Genomic DNA, 18,864 nt, shown 5'->3' with positions numbered 1-18,864 from the left:
CGTGAGTTTTGCAACGGTCTATTGGATAGATGTTTTTACGCGACAGGTTGATTTCGATATTCTTGAACAAAGTGTTCAATACTGTAGGGCATAAAAGGGGTATGGAGGTTTATGCGTATTGTTTTATGCCTAGCCATATTCATTGCATATTTCGTTCGGCGAACGAAAATCCTTCTGGTCTATTGGGTGATTTCAAAAAACATACTTCCAAAAAAATAATTAAAGCAATTGAAGAGAATCCGCAGGAAAGTAGAAAGGAGTGGTTGTTATTGATGTTCGAAAGAGCTGGCAACAAAAAAGGCAACATATCGAAGTATCAATTTTGGCAACATCATAATAAGCCTATTGAATTATGGAGTAGCAAGGTCATCAAACAGAAGTTGGATTATATACATAACAATCCTGTTGAGTCGGGATTTGTGACCGAACCCACGGATTGGAAGTATAGCAGCGCACGAAATTTTGCGGAAGACCATACGATTTGAAAATAGATCATATTGGGTTGATGGACTAGATTTGTGGGCTTACTGTTGTGGCCACCAGTTGCAAACTGGCGGTAGCGGGGTCAGAATTAAAAAAGGATTTACTCAGGAAGAATTAGCTAACGAATGTGACTTTGAAATATCCCAAATATCTAGAATCGAAAGAGGTGTTTCAAACTCATCCATTAGCACAATTAACAAAATTGCATCTTGTCTAGGAATATCCCTTTCTGAACTTTTTTCTTTCCAGAAATAGAATATAACGAAAGAGACACCTGCCTTAAACAAGGCAAATACGCCTATCTACAAGGCTTTATTCCCCAACCCTTAAACGGACATATAAACATATAACTAAAATAAAAATTTAATCCATTTGAATATTTATCTTTGACTGATGCAGGAATACGATAAAAAACTTCATTTAAACTTAAAAGAAATACAACTTATAGAAAGCTACCCTTTTTATTTTCAAGAAATATTGAAGCAAGCTGCTCTTAATGGGGAATCTATAGAAGATATTGCTGGTACACTAGAAAAGGATTGGGATGGTTTAATATAAACCCTTTCTTTTAAAACTCCCCTTTGCATCAAAAATGTTTTCTCTTTTAATCTCATTTAATGAATAAACTGGAATGGGTATTTCAGACATAAACTTTATCGGCAACTGATAGGAAGATATTACTAATGATTCTACTGACCAATTTCCTTTTGACAAGTTGAATCCATTTATTACCTGTTCAGTGTTTTTATTCAACCAATTTCCCCTTCTAATGTGCTTGGGTATTTGTTTTTGAACATAATTTTTTAAATCATTATGAAAATCATACATAATTTTAACCTGCTTAGTATTCTTGCATTCTATAGCGTAAATTATTTTTCGATTCGTATCAAAGGCTAAAATATCTATATCCCCATAATTCTTATCTGCTTTCAGCAAACCTTTTTCCTTGATTTTAACTTCATATTCAACTACCTCTAAAGTTGTGTTAAGTGCTAACCAGAGATACACTTCTTCTCTGAACTCATCTCCCTTTAATTTATTTCTTTCAGATAGTAATTTACTTAGCTTTTTCTTGTCTCTATCCACCTTCAACCTCCCGTTATGAAAAAGGTAAATTAGATTATCTGTAGCAGATACTAAATGTCGTGCGCTCCAAAATAATTTGTAACCATTACTATCATTTCCAATTCGTAATATAGGTCTTCGTATGTATGATAATTTTCTATTATATCTCCATGGAAATATCTCAGGAAAGTCCTTTGGATTTTCAGGTTGATCAAATTTCCCTCTACTTTTGAGAGTTAAGCAATCCAAGTAAGCTTTTATAGTACCTTCATTAATATCGAAATTACTTCTTATGACATCCATAATTTCATTTTCATTACAAGAGTAATAGGAATTACTATTTTGAAAACATAGCTCCGATAGATAAACTGATATAGCATTTATCATTGGAAGTGAAATACCCCATTCTTCAATAAAGATATTGTCAACTTTCTTGTAATATTCATCCACTAACGAATCTTTATTACTTGTATCCCAAGAAGGTGTCTTAAATTTACTTTTAAAAGTTTCTTCATAATCCACTATTTCATCTCTAGTCACCGAATCCCTATACCTTGTGAGAACATCATCATAAAAACCATGAGAAACACCTATACGACCAGACTCTAACAAGCCCATATCGGGATTGTCAATATCAAACTTAATGGAGTCTTTAATTACTCCATAATTAATAACTTCTACCATTAAGGCTATAAGAAAATCTGTGTCGTCATCATTTACTGTACTATTCCCTTCATACTGCTCAGCAACTACAAACTCAATCAAACATCTGATTGCGTGTGAAGATTTAATCAGTTTAGTATTAAAATCAGAATAAGATTTTAAAACATCTTCATATTTTGAAAAACATTTTATTCTTGCAGCAATTCCTAAATCTCTTTCTCCTTGTTTATGAAGCAACGATTCATGTCTCAATAGTAAGTATTTCAATAAGTCAGTGGAGTTAAATTCTTTAAGTCTTAATCTTATTTGGTTTATAAGAGAATCTATTAACCTAATGCACAATTCTTCTTTTTCGCTTTTATTATTAATTTTACTTGGCATCGACTTTTCACTACCTAACCAATTAGTATTTTCTTCCAATATAAGAGCAATGTCAGAATCATAAACATATCTTGGTCTAGGTATAAAATCTCCATTCAATTTAATATCCCTATCGGAATTAGCTGTCAATATCATTTTAGCATCACTTAAAGGCATATAACTATATATTAGAGATTCAATATCGTATTCCTCCAATCCATTGTTTCCATATAATTTTAAAAGATTATTAAACCCTTTGAACACGGCGCTCATCAACACTTGTTCTCCATAATTATCCTGTCTATGAAGAACATTAAAAATCTCTTTAGGAATTTTTAATTTCATCTCCCTGATTTTTGGATTGATGTTATACCCAATAGTTATTTCCTTATCAACACTTTCTTCTAGTTCTTCATTGGTATATTCTTTTATCTCATCGTCAAATACTAAAATTATGTTCACTGGAAATTCACCCAACGGAGATAGAAAATCACTCATGGAATCGTATAATTCATTCAACCAATACAATATAGCTTCAATAAAATTCTTTCCAAAAAAATCAAAAGGATTTTCACAATTTAACCATATAGGAAAGGCATATTTTTCCAGCGCTACCCTGAGACGACCGTTAAAAATATCTTCGGAGGTGTAAATTGGTGCATAAGTTTCGGTTTTAATCACAGGAAGATAAACTACCTGTTGGTCATCGTCAATGAATTGTATAAAATGTTTATCGCTCTTTTTATTAGATTCAATAACAACCTCTCCTTGCATGGCGAAGTCAAACGTGAGCCAATCAGGTGCTTTTTCGTCGGTTGGAAAAAATGAGTCCTTATTTCTTTTGTACCATTTAAAATAAGTAAGAATCGAGAAAAAAGGTGCTATTTTAAGATTTTGTTGTTCTGCCCTTTCTCTTGCTCTCGAATACTTCCATAAGGTCAAACTGTTAACATTCCAATAGGTAAAAATTCTTTCAAGATCAAAAACCCCTAGAGGAATCTGATATTTAGCCTCTTTGATAGTCTCAAATGCAAAAGTAGAAATTTGTTTCAGGTCGAATGGTGAAAAAAGATGAACTGCGAAAAATTCAGCATCGTGAATGTCGAGAGTTCTTTTCAATAATTTAATCACCCTATTAGCTCTTTTTTCTACATTAACTATCTTATTGCAAGATAAATAACATACGTAAGCAAATTTGTTATTGTCAAATTGCCAAATAGTTTCATCTTGTTTAAGTCCAATATCTACTTTTCTGTATTTCCAATATGCTGATAAATATTTTCCAACTTCGTTTCTGATTATTTTATCATAAGTTGTTTTTAATTGTTCTAGTTCACCGTACTCCTTAGCAACTCTTATGATAAACTGGTTCAAACTATAGGTTTGAGCAGTTGGAAGAGCTAAATAATAATTACCATCTATCTTAACAAATGGCTTTGAAACAAGAATAGTTTCTTCTCCTCTATGCTCCCTAACTTCGATGGGTTCTAAGGTGAACTCTTCAATAATATTCTCTGTGATTTCAAATTTTCGATAAACCTCACTGATATACTCTGCTGAAAAAAGGAATAGATTTTTATTTTTTTCAACAAAATCCCTATTCGGAAAAGTTATTCTTTCACGATAATGCTCTTCAAAAATATACCTATCATAACCTAATTTTTTCGCAATTTCGTCGAAAGTATGGAGTAAGAATAATGCTCCCTCCTTGATTTTCGTTTTAACTGAATCTGACAATCCATTTTCTGGAAAGAAAATAGAATTTAATAAACATTGATTAGCATTAGTAGATTCGTGAGCTATGCCCGTAAATACAGTATTATTACCATTTAAAAAGGTGATGTTTTCTGTAAAAGAGCTTTCACTGGGGTCTTCTCGGTAGTCATATTCAAAATTTTCATGAACGACACTTTGCAAGTTTTCGTAAGAGACAGCTCCATTAATAGAATTAAGGCTTTTAACAATGGTATCCTGAATGATTTCTAACCTAACAATTTTAGAATGATTTGTAGGGATTAACTGTAGTAAGGAAATGGTTTTGAGTAAATCAAGAGTATTATTTACCTTCAAAAAACTTGTAAAGTCGCTTGGTTTATTGATCTTATTATCAATTTTCCCTATACAACATCTTTTATTTTTCTTGCCACTTCCACAAGGGCAAGGGTCGTTTCTACCTATTTTAGACATACATTCTCATTTCCTTAAAAATAGATAAATAAATAGATAGACATACCACCCTTATGAAACTACCCCACTGGATGGAAAATTTTGTGGGTATCCCCTGTGATCGAAATATTAAATAAAATTCTACAGGTATTAAAAAACTGACGTTTTAAAGTCTAGAGCTAACATCTTGGGAAGTTTTTGGGAAGATGTTAAAATAAAAAAACCCTAATCACTTAAAAATAAAGTTATTAGGGCTAATTATTAGTAGCGAGGACTGGACTCGAACCAGCGACCTTCGGGTTATGAGCCCGACGAGCTACCTACTGCTCTACCTCGCGATATATCCTTTAAAAAGTGCTGCGTGCTGCTGGCAGATCATAACTCCTGCCCACTTATTAATGGGATGCAAATATACAACCAATTTCCCGTTTAACCCAAATCTATTATTAAAAAATTAACCCATACCCACCTTATACCTACTTACATTTAAAACATACACCAATAGCGATAATGACAAAAAAGATTTGGATCATCCTGGGAATCATTGCCCTTGTATTTATTTCAGGCTATATAGCAGCCGAAATAATCCTGAAAAATAAAATCCAAAATTTTATTCATCAGGGTATGGGATCAACTGTCAACGCTCAATACGCGGATTTGGAAGTGAGCCTCTGGAATGGTAGCGCCAAACTCGACAGTCTATACGTTTCTATAACCAACAAAGCTGATACGGTAACTCACACCAACATGACCGCGTCAAAATTATCACTCAAAGACTTGAGCTATTGGGATTACCTGTTTCATAATGAAATTCATATCAGTAGTATCATCCTCTCCGCACCACATATTAAGTATTATAAACATAAAAGACATCCAGCTGATACTACAACCCATACTGACCCTGTGCCCCTTCAGCAGCTGACCTTCAAACTAGACCAATTTGAAATTGACGATGCGAGAATAGAAATACGGGATGGTAAGGGCAAAACACCATTGCTGAAAAGCGGTAGATCCTCATTGCACTTGACCGATATCAAAATCACCCCTGAAAGTGTACAGCAAAAAATACCGCTTACTTATCAGGAGATCGAACTGAATGTAGATTCTCTTTCTGTGCGTACCAGCGACTATGATCACCTCAACACGGGTGAAATTACCGCCTCCGGATCCACTATCACGGTAATGGATTTACACCTTCTACCTGATTACAGTAAATCTAAATTATCTCAGGTATTGAACCGTGAGCGAGATCATACCACACTGAAAATTCCGCAAACTACTATTGATGAATATGAGGTCAGTTTCAAAAATGATCAGCTTTATATCACTGCTGAAAAACTTGAGATCTCGCAGCCAGACCTGGATATTTATAGAGACAAGCAAGTGGCTGATGATAACAGAGTGAAACCGCTCTACAGCGAGATGCTGAGAGAACTTCCTTTTTCCCTAGCCATCGATAGTGTTCAAATCACAAAGGCTTCTATTACCTATGAAGAAAAGGCCAAGGAAGACCAACCCGCGGGTACCATAGATTTTACATCCTTAGACATGCAGATCGATCACCTGGGGAATAGGCAGGAAAAAGGCACACGCACAACATTACATGCCGAGGGTCTTTTCCTCCAATCTTCACCTCTTGTGGTGGATTGGAGTTTTGATGTTCAGGATCAAACGGATCAATTCAACTTTGCCGCTTCCCTGTCCCAACTTCCCGCCGAAAACATCAATGATTTTTCGGTACCCAATCTTAAAACCGCGTTTGAAGGTTCACTCCAAAAAATTTATTTTGATATAGATGGCAACAATCATACTTCCAACGTTAAGATGAAGATGAAGTACGATGATTTTAAGGTTAAAATCTTACAATCCAATGACTTTAAGGTGAACGATTTATTGTCGGGTATCGCCAATCTTTTTGTCAATAAGGATAGTAAGGACAAAGGACAAGAGTTTATCAACGGTAAAGCCACTGCTGAACGCAATAAAACCAAGTCTTTCTTTAATTACATTTGGATCAATATTAAAAATGGCTTGGTGGATACGATGCTCTGAAGTTCAAGTCACTGACCGATCTCCCGAGCCTCAAAAGTGGTCATTTCTCCTTCCTCAAAAGCTACCTCTACTTCGATTGGGTTGCAGCAAACCTCACAATCTTCTACGTAAATCTGAGAGTAGGCCGGATCGAGCAGCATGGATATTTGCTGCCAACAATGCGGGCACATAAAAAAATACTCGATCATAACGGAACATTGAGCAGTTGCCCGGCCAATTGTAAAAGCTGGAACTCAGCTAGCTTGGCGTCATACTTGGCCAGGTTTTTTATGGTAATGGCGTTTATCAGGTTGACCTGCGCCTGGCGAAATTCAATTGAACTTACTTGTCCCAGTTTAAAACGTTCTTCAGATCTGGCAAAGTTGGCCTCGTTTGTTAAAACATTCTGTTCTTGCATGCGGTAGATCGCCAGCGCATTTTCGTAGTTGCCTTTGGCATTAGCCACATCCCGTGCTACCTCTTGCTCCAGTTGCTTCTTGAACAACTCCTCGTTTTTATAGGCAATTTCTGCGTTGCGCAAACCGGTGATGGAACGACCTCCATCAAAGATGTCCCAGGTCAGACTAGCACCTACCTGAACCGAACTGCTTGTACGGGTTGTAGCAGGAAAAAATGCACTGGGCGGGTTATCGGTCTGATTCCAGCCATAAGATCCGGTCAGGCCTATTCTGGGCAACAGTAAGGCTCTAGAGGTTTTGATATCATATGCACTGATCTGCAGGTTACTTTCAGCTTGTAAAAGGCGTACATTGTTCTGCTCAACCTGTTCCAAAAAACTATCGATCACCAACATGTTCTGCAGGTTGACCGTGGTGTCTACTTCAAAACCAGCCTCCAGGTCACGATTGAGCAATAAGTTGAGATCTCTTTTTGTATTGCGCAATTGCTGTCGGGTGTTCATGATATTGATACTATCGGCATTAATATCAACTTGAGCATTGAGTACCTCCAGTTTATTGACCTGACCGTAATCAAATTGGTATTGGGCGCGAACTTCCCGCTGGCGCGATATGGCAAGAGTTTGCTCAAAAACTTCCAAGTTTTCTGTGAGCCGGGCAACTTCTAGATAAACACTCATCAACTGCACGGTGGTATTCTCAATCGTAGCCCGTGCTTCTAGTTGGGTAAGGTCGTATTGTTCTTTTAGACGTTTGTAGTTGTAGAATCGGCCTAAACCGTCAAACAAAGTGTAATTCAGTGCGATAGCTGCATTGTAGCTTCTGGTTTCTGCATCATTGATGACAATGTTGTCCCGCGGATTTCCGTTTTGATCTGGAGCACCTCCAAAATCAGTTTCTGAATCGGTTTCATCAAATTGGGCCCCTGCCGTACCCGTCAATGAGGGCAAATAACCAGAGTTGAGTATACTGGTGTTATTTTCGGCAATTTCTTCGGCGTTTTGCGCAATCTTAATCCCATAATTATTGTCCAGCATCAGTCGCACCGCCTCCTCTTTGGTCAATAGGGTGTCCAGTGATTGTTGGGCTCCCGCTTTCGCGAAAGCGAACAATACCAATAGCAACGCACTAATTAACAGCCTACTCTTCCTCATATTCCTCTATTGCTTGTTGTTCCTTGGCAATACTGGTTACCTCGGTCTTATCAATTTTCTCTCCGGTTTTTAACCAATGGATCCAAACCTTTATATTATTACCAAAACTCAAAAATAAGGGTAACAATAATAAGGTCAATAAGGTGGCAATTCCGATTCCATAGGAGATGGAGATGGCCATAGGTTTTAAAAACTGTGCCTGCCGACTTTTTTCCAAGAGCAATGGGGCCAATCCCGCAATGGTGGTCAAAGAGGTCAGAAATATAGCTCTAAAGCGGCTTTTTCCAGCTTCATACAAGGCCTCATCAAATTGTAGGCCTTCCTTGATCAAACTATTAAACTTACCGATCAACACCAATCCATCATTGACCATAATTCCGATCAAGGCAATAATCCCCAGCATGGACAAAATATTGACCGGAAAACCGTGTATCCAGTGACCCCAGGCAACGGCTACAAAACTAAAAGGGATGAGCAGAATCAACATGATGGGTTGGGTCCCACTCCGGAAGGTAAAAGCGATTACAAAATAGATCAATAGCAATATCAATGGAAAAATGAAAGAGGCACTGCTGCTGATCTTTTCGGCTTCCCTGGCCTGTCCACTCAAATAATTGGGCGTGATAGTCGGGTACTTTTGCTGCAATTGCGGAATGATCTCTTCCTGTATCTGAGTTAAGATGTCTGTCGCACTCTGATTGGGATCCTTCATGTCTGCACTGACCAGAATTTCTCTTCTTCCTTCCAGGTGATTGATCACCACATCACCACGCTCGATGGTATAATCTGCAATATCACGCAGCGGAACCCGATCCCCAGTGGGTGTAATGATTCGCAGCTCGTCCATATCCTTGATGCTATTTCGGTTATTGCGGTCATACCTTACCCAAACCCTAATTTCATCCTGACCGCGTTGGAACCGCTGGGCCTCACGACCAAAAAATGCAGCACGTACTTGAGACATCACAGTACGTGAGTTCAATCCCAGTGCAAATGCATTATCGTTCAATTCCAGTTTAATCTCCTTAATACCTGCTGGGTCATTATCTTCAATGTCTTTCAACAGTGGGTTGCGTTCCAGAATCTCTTTAAAATCATCAGTCGCGGCTTTTAATTCGCTGATGTCATTACTCAACAGAGAAACTGCTACCGGACTCCCACCAAAATTTCCTCCCGAGCCAAAGGTCAAGGACTCAGCACCGGGAACAGCACCTACCAATTCGCGTAAACGATTGGCGACAATAGGAGATTTCAAAGCCTCTGGACGGGTTTCACCAGGCAATAGGTTGATAGAAAGATTGGCTGAAGATGACGAGGTCTGGGATTTTATGATGTTTTCAAACAGCATGGTGGTATCACCATACTTCTCATCTGTCAGGTACTCTTCTGTGAGTTCGCGATTGACGATCTTGGCCTTTTCCTCGATAGAAGAAATAATGGAATCCGTAATTTCTTCAGCTGTACCGTTAGGCATGGAAAGGTTAACGGACACCTGATCACTAGAAATACTCGGAAAAAGGGTTACTCCCACGATACCTCCCTGAACGGATCCAATCGTCAGGATGAGAGCGGTAGCAAATAGCACGAACACAAAGAACTTAAATCGGATGGTAAATTTCAGCACCGGACCATAGATCTGGTCCCGCATCCAATTCATCGCACGGTCACCGTAGGAATTGATATATCGCATCTTACTGAATAACTTTCCAATACCTTTTTTGGGCTTATCAGATTTTGGCTGTAGTGCCTTGGAATGAGCGAGGTGCGCAGGCAAGATGATGAGGGCCTCTACTAGTGAGACCAGCAGTGTGAGTATAACGATAACAGAAACCTCACTAAAAAACTCACCGATCCTACCGTCCAAAAACAGGAACGTTGAAAACGCAAGTATGGTCGTTATAATGGCGCTCAAAATAGGCGGAATCACCTCCATAGTTCCATCAATCGCTGCTTCTATGGGATCCTTGCCGTCTTCATAATGTTGGTAGATATTCTCAGCGATAACAATCCCGTCGTCCACCAGAATACCTATGACGATGATCATACCAAATAAGGAAAGAACATTGATGGTCACATCAAACTGCCCGGCAAAAATAAACATCCCCAAAAAGGCGATGGGCAGTCCAAAGGCGACCCAAAAAGCCAACCTGGTGTTCAAAAATACCGACAGGAATGCCAGTACCAACAACATCCCGATCACAGCGTTTTCTGCTAGCAGTGCGGTACGTTGGTTCAAGGTAATGGAAAGATCCCTTACGACATTGAGCTGCACATTGGTAAATCTCTGGTTGTAATCCTCGATGTATTCCTTCACCTTATCTGCACTGTCGATCAAATCTTCGGCGTTGGTACTTGTTACCGTAATATTGACAGCACGTTCTTCGTTAAAATAACTGGCATTGGGTGACTCAGAAAAACGATCGCGTACCTCGGCTACATCTTTGAGATAAATGGTGGTGCCATCAGGTTGTGTGCGTATAGGTATGAAATTGAGTTCGTCACCATAATATTTCCTATTGTTGGCCCGTATTAAATATTCTTCCGTATCAGTTTTGATATTCCCTCCAGTGGTCAATATGTTTGAAGCAGCAACGGCATCGGCTACTTCTTGAAAGGTAATATTGTATCCGAGAAGTGTGTTTTCATTAACTGCAATTTCAATTTCTTCGGCGGGATAACCAGAAATGGAAATCTGAGAGATCCCTTCAATGGCGCGTAGGTCATTTTCAACGTCTCTGGCCAGTTGCTTGAGTGTTTTCAGGGGAACATTTTTTCCGCTTAGCGCGAAAGTGATCGTCGGCCGCGAATTTTCCTGCTTAGCCACCACAAGCGGCTCCATTCCTACCGGAAAAGATGGCACACGATCCACCGCGTTTTTAACTTCCAGCAGCATGAAATCGATATTGTAACCCTTGAGGATCTCTACGGTAATTGTACCAGAGTTTTCGCGTGAAGCAGAAGTGACCCTATCAATCCCTTCAATTCCTTTTAGATTATCTTCAATCTTGAGAACGACTCCTTCCTCAATTTCTTGAGGAGAAGCACCTGGGTAAACAACATTGATCGTAATAATTTTAGATTCCACCAACGGGAAGAAGGAAGATTTCAGGGACAGCATTCCTAAAACACCAAAAATGGCAAATGCTGCTATCACGACATTGACAGCAACGTGATGCTTGATAAAATAGGAAATCACAGACCTCATGAAGCTGTATTTTCTGGATTTTCAGTTTCCTTTTCAGTTTGAGGGTCAGATTCAGTAGTAACGATCATACCTTCATATGCGCCGGGCACTGGCTTTGAAAGAATCACTTCACCATCATCAATCCCTTTTAAAACTACAGTCTTGTCTGAAAAATGAACGGGTTTTACGTCAATAAGGATAAGTTTTTCATTTTCCACCGCAAAGATCTGATTGCCATCTTGCAATAAGCTACGGTTCAGCTCAACGGCCTCCTCAACCTTCTGGGCCTCCAGTCGGGCGGTAAGGTACATGCCCTCCTTCAGATCGTCATTGCTCACCTCAATAACGGTTGTAATGGTTTGAGAGGATGGGTCGATTTTAGCGTTGATACGAGTCACTTGTCCCTGATAGGTTTTGGTTCCTGAAATATTTGTGAGTTCTACGGATTCACCCACCTTGAGCAGATCTGAAAACTCACCACTGATCGCCACCTCTAGTTCATAGGCTCCAGTTTTGATGAATTCGCCCAATTGCTGACCATTTCTCACCAAAGTCCCTTCACTGACCATAGCTTCTGTAAGCACACCATCAAAAGGAGCACGTATGCGAAACTTGCCCAAGCGGCTTTCCAAATTCTTGATATTATAGTAGGTAGAATAGATATTCCGGCCGGTTATAAAGTATTTTTCCTTATCCGTTGATGGATCTGGTAAGGCAGGTGTGGAAGAGTTGATATCCCAGTTGTCCAGATAGTTCTGCCAGGCAGGAAATGATTCTGGATAATCCAGTCGCAGATCTGGCATGATAGCGGTGATCTGATTATTGAGATTACTACGAGCGCTCTGCACTTGAGCATAAAACTCGGAATTATTAATTAAGATAATTGTTTGTCCAGAGCGGTAATTCTGTCCCACACGGAAAAGCTTTCCCGTTGACTGAAATACCCCAGTAACCTCTGCATATAGTTCTACCCTATCTTTGGCCTGTAAATTTCCATTTGCTGGAATTACAATGGGAATAGTAGCATTGCGCACGGTATCTACGGATACAATTTTAACCTCTTTTTTAACCTTCGGTTTAGGCGCTGTCTTGCTGTCAATAATCAATTTGGCCCCAAATACAGCTCCGATTAAAATAATCACTGCAAGAACGGATAGAATAATTTTGCGCATGAAAAAGGTTTGAACAAGTAATTCGACCTACAAAACTAGGATAGGTTCAAAGGGCATAGGTTAAATAAACCTTAAATAATGTAGCTACAAGCTTTCCAGTTCCAAGGAGATTTCCTCCCATTTCTCCATCCAGCTCTCCAGAGACTTTTTCTTTTCCTGGTAGGTATCAAAAAAACCTTCTTTGGCCGCCAGTTCATCGTAATTGGCCGCTAGCTCAGCGTCGAGCTTTTTGATTTCTTTCTCTAGTTGATTGATTTGGGATTCTGCCTTGGAAAGTCTATTGTTGAGGCTTTTTTGCTTTTTTTGCTCCTCATAAGTCATTGCCGGTGCAGCTTCTTTGTTAGTAGAATTAGATGTTGCAGCAGGCCTTTCATCTACTTTTTCAATCTCCCTCATATCCATAGCCTTGCGTTGTTCAAGGTAATAATCTATATCTCCTAAATACAGCTTCAACTTGTGGTCGCGGAATTCATAGACCAATTCGGTCAATCCCTGTAAAAATTCCCTGTCGTGTGAAACCACAATCAAGGTGCCTTCAAATTTAGTCAATGCGGCCTTAAGTACATTCTTGGATTGAATATCCAAGTGATTGGTAGGCTCATCCATGATCAGGACGTTAAACGGCTGTAGCAATAGTTTACATAGCGCGAGGCGATTACGCTCTCCCCCACTTAAAACCTTAACCTTTTTCTCCACTTCGTCACCGCGAAATAGAAAAGATCCCAACATATCGCGAACTTTAATTCTGTTGGTATCATCGGCAGCATCCAGCATGGTATCTAGAATAGTCTTTTCTCCATCCAGGTATTCAGCTTGATTTTGGGCAAAGTATCCCAATTGTACGTTATGTCCCAGCTTGACCTCACCCTGTGCAGCAACATCACCAACCACAATTTTGGCCAGGGTGGACTTACCCATTCCGTTTTGTCCTACAAAAGCAATTCGTTTACCACGCTCTATAGTCAGATCAACATTTTCCAACACTTTTTTGTCACCGTAATTTTTGCTTACATCATCAATCTCCAGGACAATTTTGCCGGGTTGAATGGATTGGCTAAAATTGATGTTCATGGCCGCATTATCGGTTTGCTCAATCTCCACCACTTCCATACGGTCCAATTTCTTGACTAGTGATTGCGCCATAGTGGCTTTACTCGCTTTGGCCTTAAATTTCTGAATAAGCTTTTCCGTACGCTCGATTTCCTTTTGTTGGTTTTTGAACGTTGCTTCTTGTTGCTCTCTCATCTCGGCCCGCAAAGCAAGGAATTTGGTATAAGGCTTTGGATAGTCGTAAATGCGACCCAAACTTATTTCAATCGTGCGGTTGGTCACATTATCCAAAAACATCTTGTCGTGGCTTACGATCACGACGGCTCCAGCATAGCCCTGAAGGAATTGTTCCAGCCAAAGTATAGAATCTATGTCCAAATGGTTGGTAGGCTCATCCAACAACAGGATATCGTGATCCTCGAGCAGGAGTTTGGCCAGCTCAATACGCATGCGCCACCCACCAGAAAGCTCGTCTGTCAGCATATCAAACTGTTCCGGACGAAAGGCCAGTCCTTTGAGAATTTTTTCGGTTTCACCTTTGTATTGATATCCACCTATAATCTCATATTCATGGGTCAGATCCCCAAGATCCTGAATGAGTTGAGTATAAGCATCACTTTCGTAGTCAGTCCGCTCAGCAAGTTGGGTATTGATTTCTTCTAATTTGGCTTCTATTGTTCTCGCTTTCGCGAAAGCGGTATATGCCTCTTCCAGCACCGTACGTCCTTGTACAAAATCAATGTCCTGTCTTAAGAACCCAATACTTACGTCCTTTTCTACTGCTATGGTCCCCTGATCGTATGGAATATCCCCTGCGATTACTTTGAGCAAAGTGGATTTTCCAGCACCATTTTTGCCGATGAGACCGACCCGGTTACCGCCGTTTAAGCGAAAGGTGATCTCTTCAAAAAGTGGTTCTCCACCAAAGCTGACATGTAAATCGTGTATATTAAGCATATAGATTTTGTAACTTTGCAAAGATGCTTAACTCTGCACAAACTTTAAAGTTTTCTTATGCTAAAAGGCACTAAACTCTACAGCATTTTTACAGGCACCTGTCCAGTGTGTCAGCAAGAGTCCATGTACACAAGTGGCCGACTCTACAGCCCATCAAAAACGCAGGAAATGAGGGAGCGATGTCAGCATTGCGGGACCAAGTACAAAATAGAACCCAGTTTCTTTTACGGCTCCATGTATGTGAGCTACGGCGTGGGCGTGGCCATAGCCATGATAGTTTTTGCCATCACTTATTTTGTTTTTGATCTAGGTCGTTGGAGCATTTTTTTGATTATCTCGGCCGTAGCGATCTTGAGTTTACCATTGGTCATCAGGTTATCCCGCAACATTTGGATCAATCTTTTCATGGATTATGACCCTGAGAAAGCGGGTAAAAAGTAGATCGTATAGTCCAATTTAGTAAAGTTGATCGCTCATCCGTTGTACTGGTAGATCTATCTTAGATGACATGCTTATCTAAATCGAGCAATACCTATTTCTGGATGCAAGGATTTATCTTGGTAGACGTGGTTAAATAATTCGTTGGCAGCCCAAGGAGCGACCAATACAGATCTACTTCCCATACCATTAAAGACCAATAATCGATCTGAGCTTTTATGGAATCCCAAAAAAGGTCGTCTATCCATGGTAGTAGGTCGTATGCCATGTAAATGCTTGATCACTTCATACGGCAAATCCAGAAATCGCTCCAATCGATCAGTCAGATAATCATAAGCATTTTGTGTAGGAGTATCGCTCAAATCTTCCCTATCGTAGGTGGCACCCACCCAAAATAAATCATCCTTATACGGCATCAAAAACACGGCAGATTTAACGATGCAATCCAATTGTAAACCAGGGACTTTGACCAATAAAACCTCCCCTTTATTACCCTGTAGCGGGAGATCATTGAACCATGGATTAGAGCGGATGGCAACGCCTTCAGCAAAGATGATATGCCTGGCTTTTAACTGTTTGTAAGACACAAATTCCTTTTCAATTACTAATTGAGAATGGTCAAAATGCTCTGAAATAAAAGAATCCTTGCTGCTGAAATATTCCTGTGTAGCTTTCATATACTGACCAGCGTCCAGCCATCCTGTATTAGGTACTTTTCCAAAACCGTAGGGTGAGTTGATACCGGAAAGGGAGGTATGCGATATATTTTGGTCCATAAAAGGCATAAGATCTTCCCTTTGGGCCTTTCTGCGCCAGGTGGATGCTTCTGCCTCATGGTGAAGACGTCTAAGAATGTAAGTGGAGTGAAGGAGTTCGCGCCCGCATCTGGCTTCAATCCTAGGATAGAAATTTTGCATGGCATCCAGTTGCTCTCCAGCCTTCCATACTTTGGTGAAACGTTTTAAGATTAAGGGATTATAAACTCCAGCGGCCACTGCTGAGGCTGCTTTTTTTCCGTCTCCAATCAAGGTGATATTTTTGCCTTGAAATTTCCAAAACCAGGCTAGTGTAGAACCAGCGATTCCAGACCCAATTATAATAGCATCTTTCATAGGACTAAGTAAACAAAAATAAATCAGCGAACATGACACATACGCATAAAAAAAGGCCTCGTCAGACGAGGCCTTTTTTGAAATATTAATTGGATATACTTAGTAGTTCCATTGATCAATCTCAAAATTTCGAATGATTTCCTTCAATCGCTCAGACTCTAATAACTGCATCATCGAATTGTCTGCGATGTAGCGTTTTACTTCACGATCCCCTTGAACGTTATCCATTTTATAGATCACCGCATTGAATCTTCTAGAGTTCAACATATGATCAAATGAAATAGGACGCGCAGAGTTCAATGTATTGAAGGCATGAGCGTTGTGTAACAACTCCCTTGCATCTGGATAGTACACCCAGAACAATTCAACCCCAGTAGGATCGTCAGGGAAGTTCACGTCAGGAGTCACTGGGCAAATCCCGATCAACCTGTAACGCAATTCACTCTGACGCGTATCAAAATACCACAATCCGCGGATGCGATACTCTTTTACATCATCAGCACCAATGGTATTGGTCTCAATATACTCATCAAACCCAGGAAGGTTATATGTGGTATCAATATCCAAAGGCTTGACACCCTCTTCAACGAATATTCCGTTTTCATTAAGAATATCTATACCCGCATTAGTAATCTTTTGAGACTTCAAGGTTGGCTCTACATCCTCAAACTCACGAGCCTCATTGAAGTAGGAATCACCATAAAGCGTCAAATCCCCAGATCTGGCCGCTGCAGACAATACGTGAAATAAAGAACGACGTTCCTTACCTACGAAGTTGGTATCCACTGGATAGTACAACGGGAAGTTGACACGCTCATCAAGATCGATAGTCTCCCAAGTCGTACGTTGCCAAAGAATATCACGATCTCCCACATGTCCATAAGGCAATGGTTTATCATTGTCGTTTTCCATTTGGGATTCGGTTTTCTTACCGAATTCCGATGGGTCTTTTGCGTTTAGGATGTTGTTTTGGGCCATGCTTACTCCAGAGAGTAACAAAGCAGCCAATAAAACTATGATCTTATTCATCATTTGAATTAATTATTAGTCTGTAAGTTCGACAGTTACATCAGAAACACTTTTCAGTGTAACACCAGGAACTGTAGCTTTAATTTGCGCAAACTGTACCAAATCACCTTTACGAGCTCTTCTCAAAGAGTTGTTGGCAGCACCATTCAATTTGGTTCCAGAAACAGGAACAGAAGGCTGACCAGGAACTTTAAATAGGAAACCAGTTACACGAGGTTTCAAATCAAAGTCAAAGTCAAGGAACTCTGCCGATACGGTAGAAATACCAAGGTTAGACCGTGTTTTACGTACATTTTCGTAAGCACCACTCACCATACCAGTAGGACGTGGAAGGTTCTTGATACGGAACTTTTGAGAATCAGTTACTTTATCTCCTGTTGGTAGAGTACCGGTAACATTAATGGTCACCTCTTTACCAGTACCCGGCTTCATCATATAGCTAGACCCACTTCTTTTAGAAAGACCAGGTGCGCTTGCACTAACATTATTATCAGCGATTCCAGCAAAAGAAATGGTCATTGGATTATCTACTCCACGGTACACCACATTCATTTTATCAGCGGATATAACAGCCGCATTTGGCTTACTGACCACCGCATATTTTGAGGTGATTGGGATTCTAATGGTAGAATCGCCTTCTTTAAATTGCATTTCCCCTTCGATCGTGCGTTCTCCAACCGCTCCCGCAGGGAAATCCAACATTACCTGACCAGACTGAATATTAGTCTGCTCAGATCCATTTACAATTACTTTGTTGGGCACTGTAGAGTTGTCATATCGACCTAATACCACACGACCTTTAAATCTTTCTCCATTAAAAAAACTAGTTTTCTCAGGAATAACAATAGCTTGGTAACTATTAGCCGATGCGATTTGAATCAACTCTCCCTCCAGAAATTTACCCAAAGCTTCAGCCTCAATAGTTCTGATATCATTTTGCATTTGGGTCATTTTGGTTTTGGAAGCGATCAGAGGATACCCTTCAAAGTGATAATTTAAATATGGTTGCTTAGGACCATCAGGATTATCACGTTCTGCGGGAACCTCGGAAGTATCAAATTTCTCTTCCAACTCCTCCTTGATGCCTTCATAACCTTCACCTAAAGCAGCAATCATATCTTCCCGATAAGTATTCATCTTATCAAGAAATTCCTGCCCTTCTGGCTTCAATTTATCACCAGCAAAAAACTTCTCATTAAGAAAGTCAGCTTTATCCTGAACTTCATAATTATTTTCCTCACCTTCCTCAACGGTTCCCATCATCTCTGCTTTCAAATTAGCGAGATAAGTATCAAACTCATCGGAAATTTTTTCGATCTGCTGGGCTTTGGCCGCAGCTTCACGGAAATTTGATTGTTCTGAAGCTTTTTCATTTAATGCTTCTAAAGAAGCCGTATTTCTCATATCCAAGTTAGCGTTGTTTTCAGCAACACTTTCTTCGATCAGACCGAAAGCGGTTAAAACCTCTTTACTCATGTTAAGTGCCAACATGGCGATGAAAACCAGGTACATCAGGTTAATCATCTTTTGTCTTGGGGACTGTTTTCCTCCTGCCATAATTCTTTTAGATTAGTTGTTAAT

Annotated in this window: 13 protein-coding genes, 1 tRNA gene and 1 pseudogene; 5 read left to right on the top strand and 10 right to left on the bottom strand. The window is 39.8% G+C overall.

From position 1 onward, the window contains the following. The first annotated feature begins 1 nt into the window (after window position 1). From EGM47_RS04965 to EGM47_RS16280, 3 genes and pseudogenes are all read left to right on the top strand, one after another. Window positions 2–485: pseudogene (locus tag EGM47_RS04965) on the top strand (REP-associated tyrosine transposase). Next, window positions 463–738, top strand: coding sequence for a helix-turn-helix domain-containing protein (locus EGM47_RS16635; RefSeq protein ID WP_206052105.1), 276 nt, complete (start codon window positions 463–465; stop codon window positions 736–738). The pseudogene EGM47_RS04965 and the gene EGM47_RS16635 overlap by 23 nt, the downstream one beginning before the upstream one ends. A 138-nt stretch (window positions 739–876) precedes the next feature. After that, complete coding sequence (locus EGM47_RS16280; protein ID WP_164510818.1) at window positions 877–1,041, top strand: hypothetical protein; 165 nt, start codon at window positions 877–879, stop codon at window positions 1,039–1,041. Here EGM47_RS16280 and EGM47_RS16470 read toward each other — a convergent pair. Continuing rightward, complete coding sequence (locus EGM47_RS16470; protein ID WP_206052104.1) at window positions 1,033–4,758, bottom strand: YecA family protein; 3,726 nt, start codon at window positions 4,756–4,758, stop codon at window positions 1,033–1,035. The genes EGM47_RS16280 and EGM47_RS16470 overlap by 9 nt on opposite strands. Before the next feature lie 244 nt (window positions 4,759–5,002). Next, window positions 5,003–5,075 (bottom strand) — tRNA-Met (locus tag EGM47_RS04950). Between the two features lie 172 nt (window positions 5,076–5,247). Between EGM47_RS04950 and EGM47_RS04945 the strand changes: the two genes are divergently transcribed. Beyond that, window positions 5,248–6,789, top strand: a complete 1,542-nt coding sequence (locus EGM47_RS04945; protein ID WP_124979629.1) for an AsmA family protein — start codon at window positions 5,248–5,250, stop codon at window positions 6,787–6,789. An 8-nt stretch (window positions 6,790–6,797) separates the two neighbouring features. On the opposite strand, the gene EGM47_RS04940 is transcribed toward EGM47_RS04945, so the two are convergent. The 5 genes from EGM47_RS04940 to EGM47_RS04920 form a co-directional block, all read right to left on the bottom strand. After that, complete coding sequence (locus EGM47_RS04940) at window positions 6,798–6,977, bottom strand: CPXCG motif-containing cysteine-rich protein (protein WP_124979628.1); 180 nt, start codon at window positions 6,975–6,977, stop codon at window positions 6,798–6,800. Beyond that, window positions 6,974–8,341 (bottom strand): TolC family protein, encoded by a 1,368-nt coding sequence (locus EGM47_RS04935; protein WP_124979627.1) that lies wholly within the window; start codon window positions 8,339–8,341, stop codon window positions 6,974–6,976. Before EGM47_RS04935 ends, EGM47_RS04940 begins: the two co-directional genes overlap by 4 nt. Beyond that, window positions 8,328–11,546, bottom strand: a complete 3,219-nt coding sequence (locus EGM47_RS04930) for an efflux RND transporter permease subunit (protein ID WP_124979626.1) — start codon at window positions 11,544–11,546, stop codon at window positions 8,328–8,330. The genes EGM47_RS04935 and EGM47_RS04930 overlap by 14 nt, the downstream gene beginning before the upstream one ends. Then, a complete protein-coding gene (locus tag EGM47_RS04925) occupies window positions 11,543–12,697 on the bottom strand; it encodes an efflux RND transporter periplasmic adaptor subunit (protein WP_124979625.1) in 1,155 nt (384 codons plus the stop codon). The genes EGM47_RS04930 and EGM47_RS04925 overlap by 4 nt, the downstream gene beginning before the upstream one ends. A gap of 84 nt (window positions 12,698–12,781) precedes the next feature. After that, window positions 12,782–14,704 carry an ABC-F family ATP-binding cassette domain-containing protein gene (locus EGM47_RS04920; protein WP_124979624.1) on the bottom strand — a complete coding sequence of 641 codons (1,923 nt, stop codon included), beginning with the start codon at window positions 14,702–14,704 and terminating at the stop codon, window positions 12,782–12,784. Between the two features lie 57 nt (window positions 14,705–14,761). On the opposite strand from EGM47_RS04920, the gene EGM47_RS04915 reads away from it, so the two are divergent. Next, entirely contained in the window at window positions 14,762–15,145 is a 384-nt protein-coding gene (locus EGM47_RS04915; protein WP_124979623.1) for a DUF983 domain-containing protein, read from the top strand. 71 nt (window positions 15,146–15,216) lie between these two features. Here the strand turns inward: EGM47_RS04915 and EGM47_RS04910 are convergent, their stop codons facing one another. The 3 genes from EGM47_RS04910 to porM all read right to left on the bottom strand — a co-directional run bounded on the left by EGM47_RS04910 (window position 15,217) and on the right by porM (window position 18,840). Next, entirely contained in the window at window positions 15,217–16,254 is a 1,038-nt protein-coding gene (locus EGM47_RS04910) for an NAD(P)/FAD-dependent oxidoreductase (RefSeq protein ID WP_124979622.1), read from the bottom strand. A gap of 99 nt (window positions 16,255–16,353) precedes the next feature. Continuing rightward, window positions 16,354–17,283, bottom strand: coding sequence for a type IX secretion system ring subunit PorN/GldN (gene porN, locus EGM47_RS04905; RefSeq protein WP_124979621.1), 930 nt, complete (start codon window positions 17,281–17,283; stop codon window positions 16,354–16,356). A gap of 15 nt (window positions 17,284–17,298) precedes the next feature. Next, the gene (porM, locus tag EGM47_RS04900; protein WP_124979620.1) at window positions 17,299–18,840 is read right to left on the bottom strand and encodes a type IX secretion system motor protein PorM/GldM; all 1,542 of its coding nucleotides are present in this window, start codon (window positions 18,838–18,840) and stop codon (window positions 17,299–17,301) included. Window positions 18,841–18,864 lie beyond the last annotated feature (24 nt).

The organism is Nonlabens xiamenensis (assembly GCF_003865345.1).
Classification (GTDB): Bacteria; Bacteroidota; Bacteroidia; order Flavobacteriales; family Flavobacteriaceae; genus Nonlabens; species Nonlabens xiamenensis.
The sequence above is the reverse complement of the archived record's forward strand: the minus strand, read 5'-3'. Positions and strand labels throughout refer to the sequence as shown.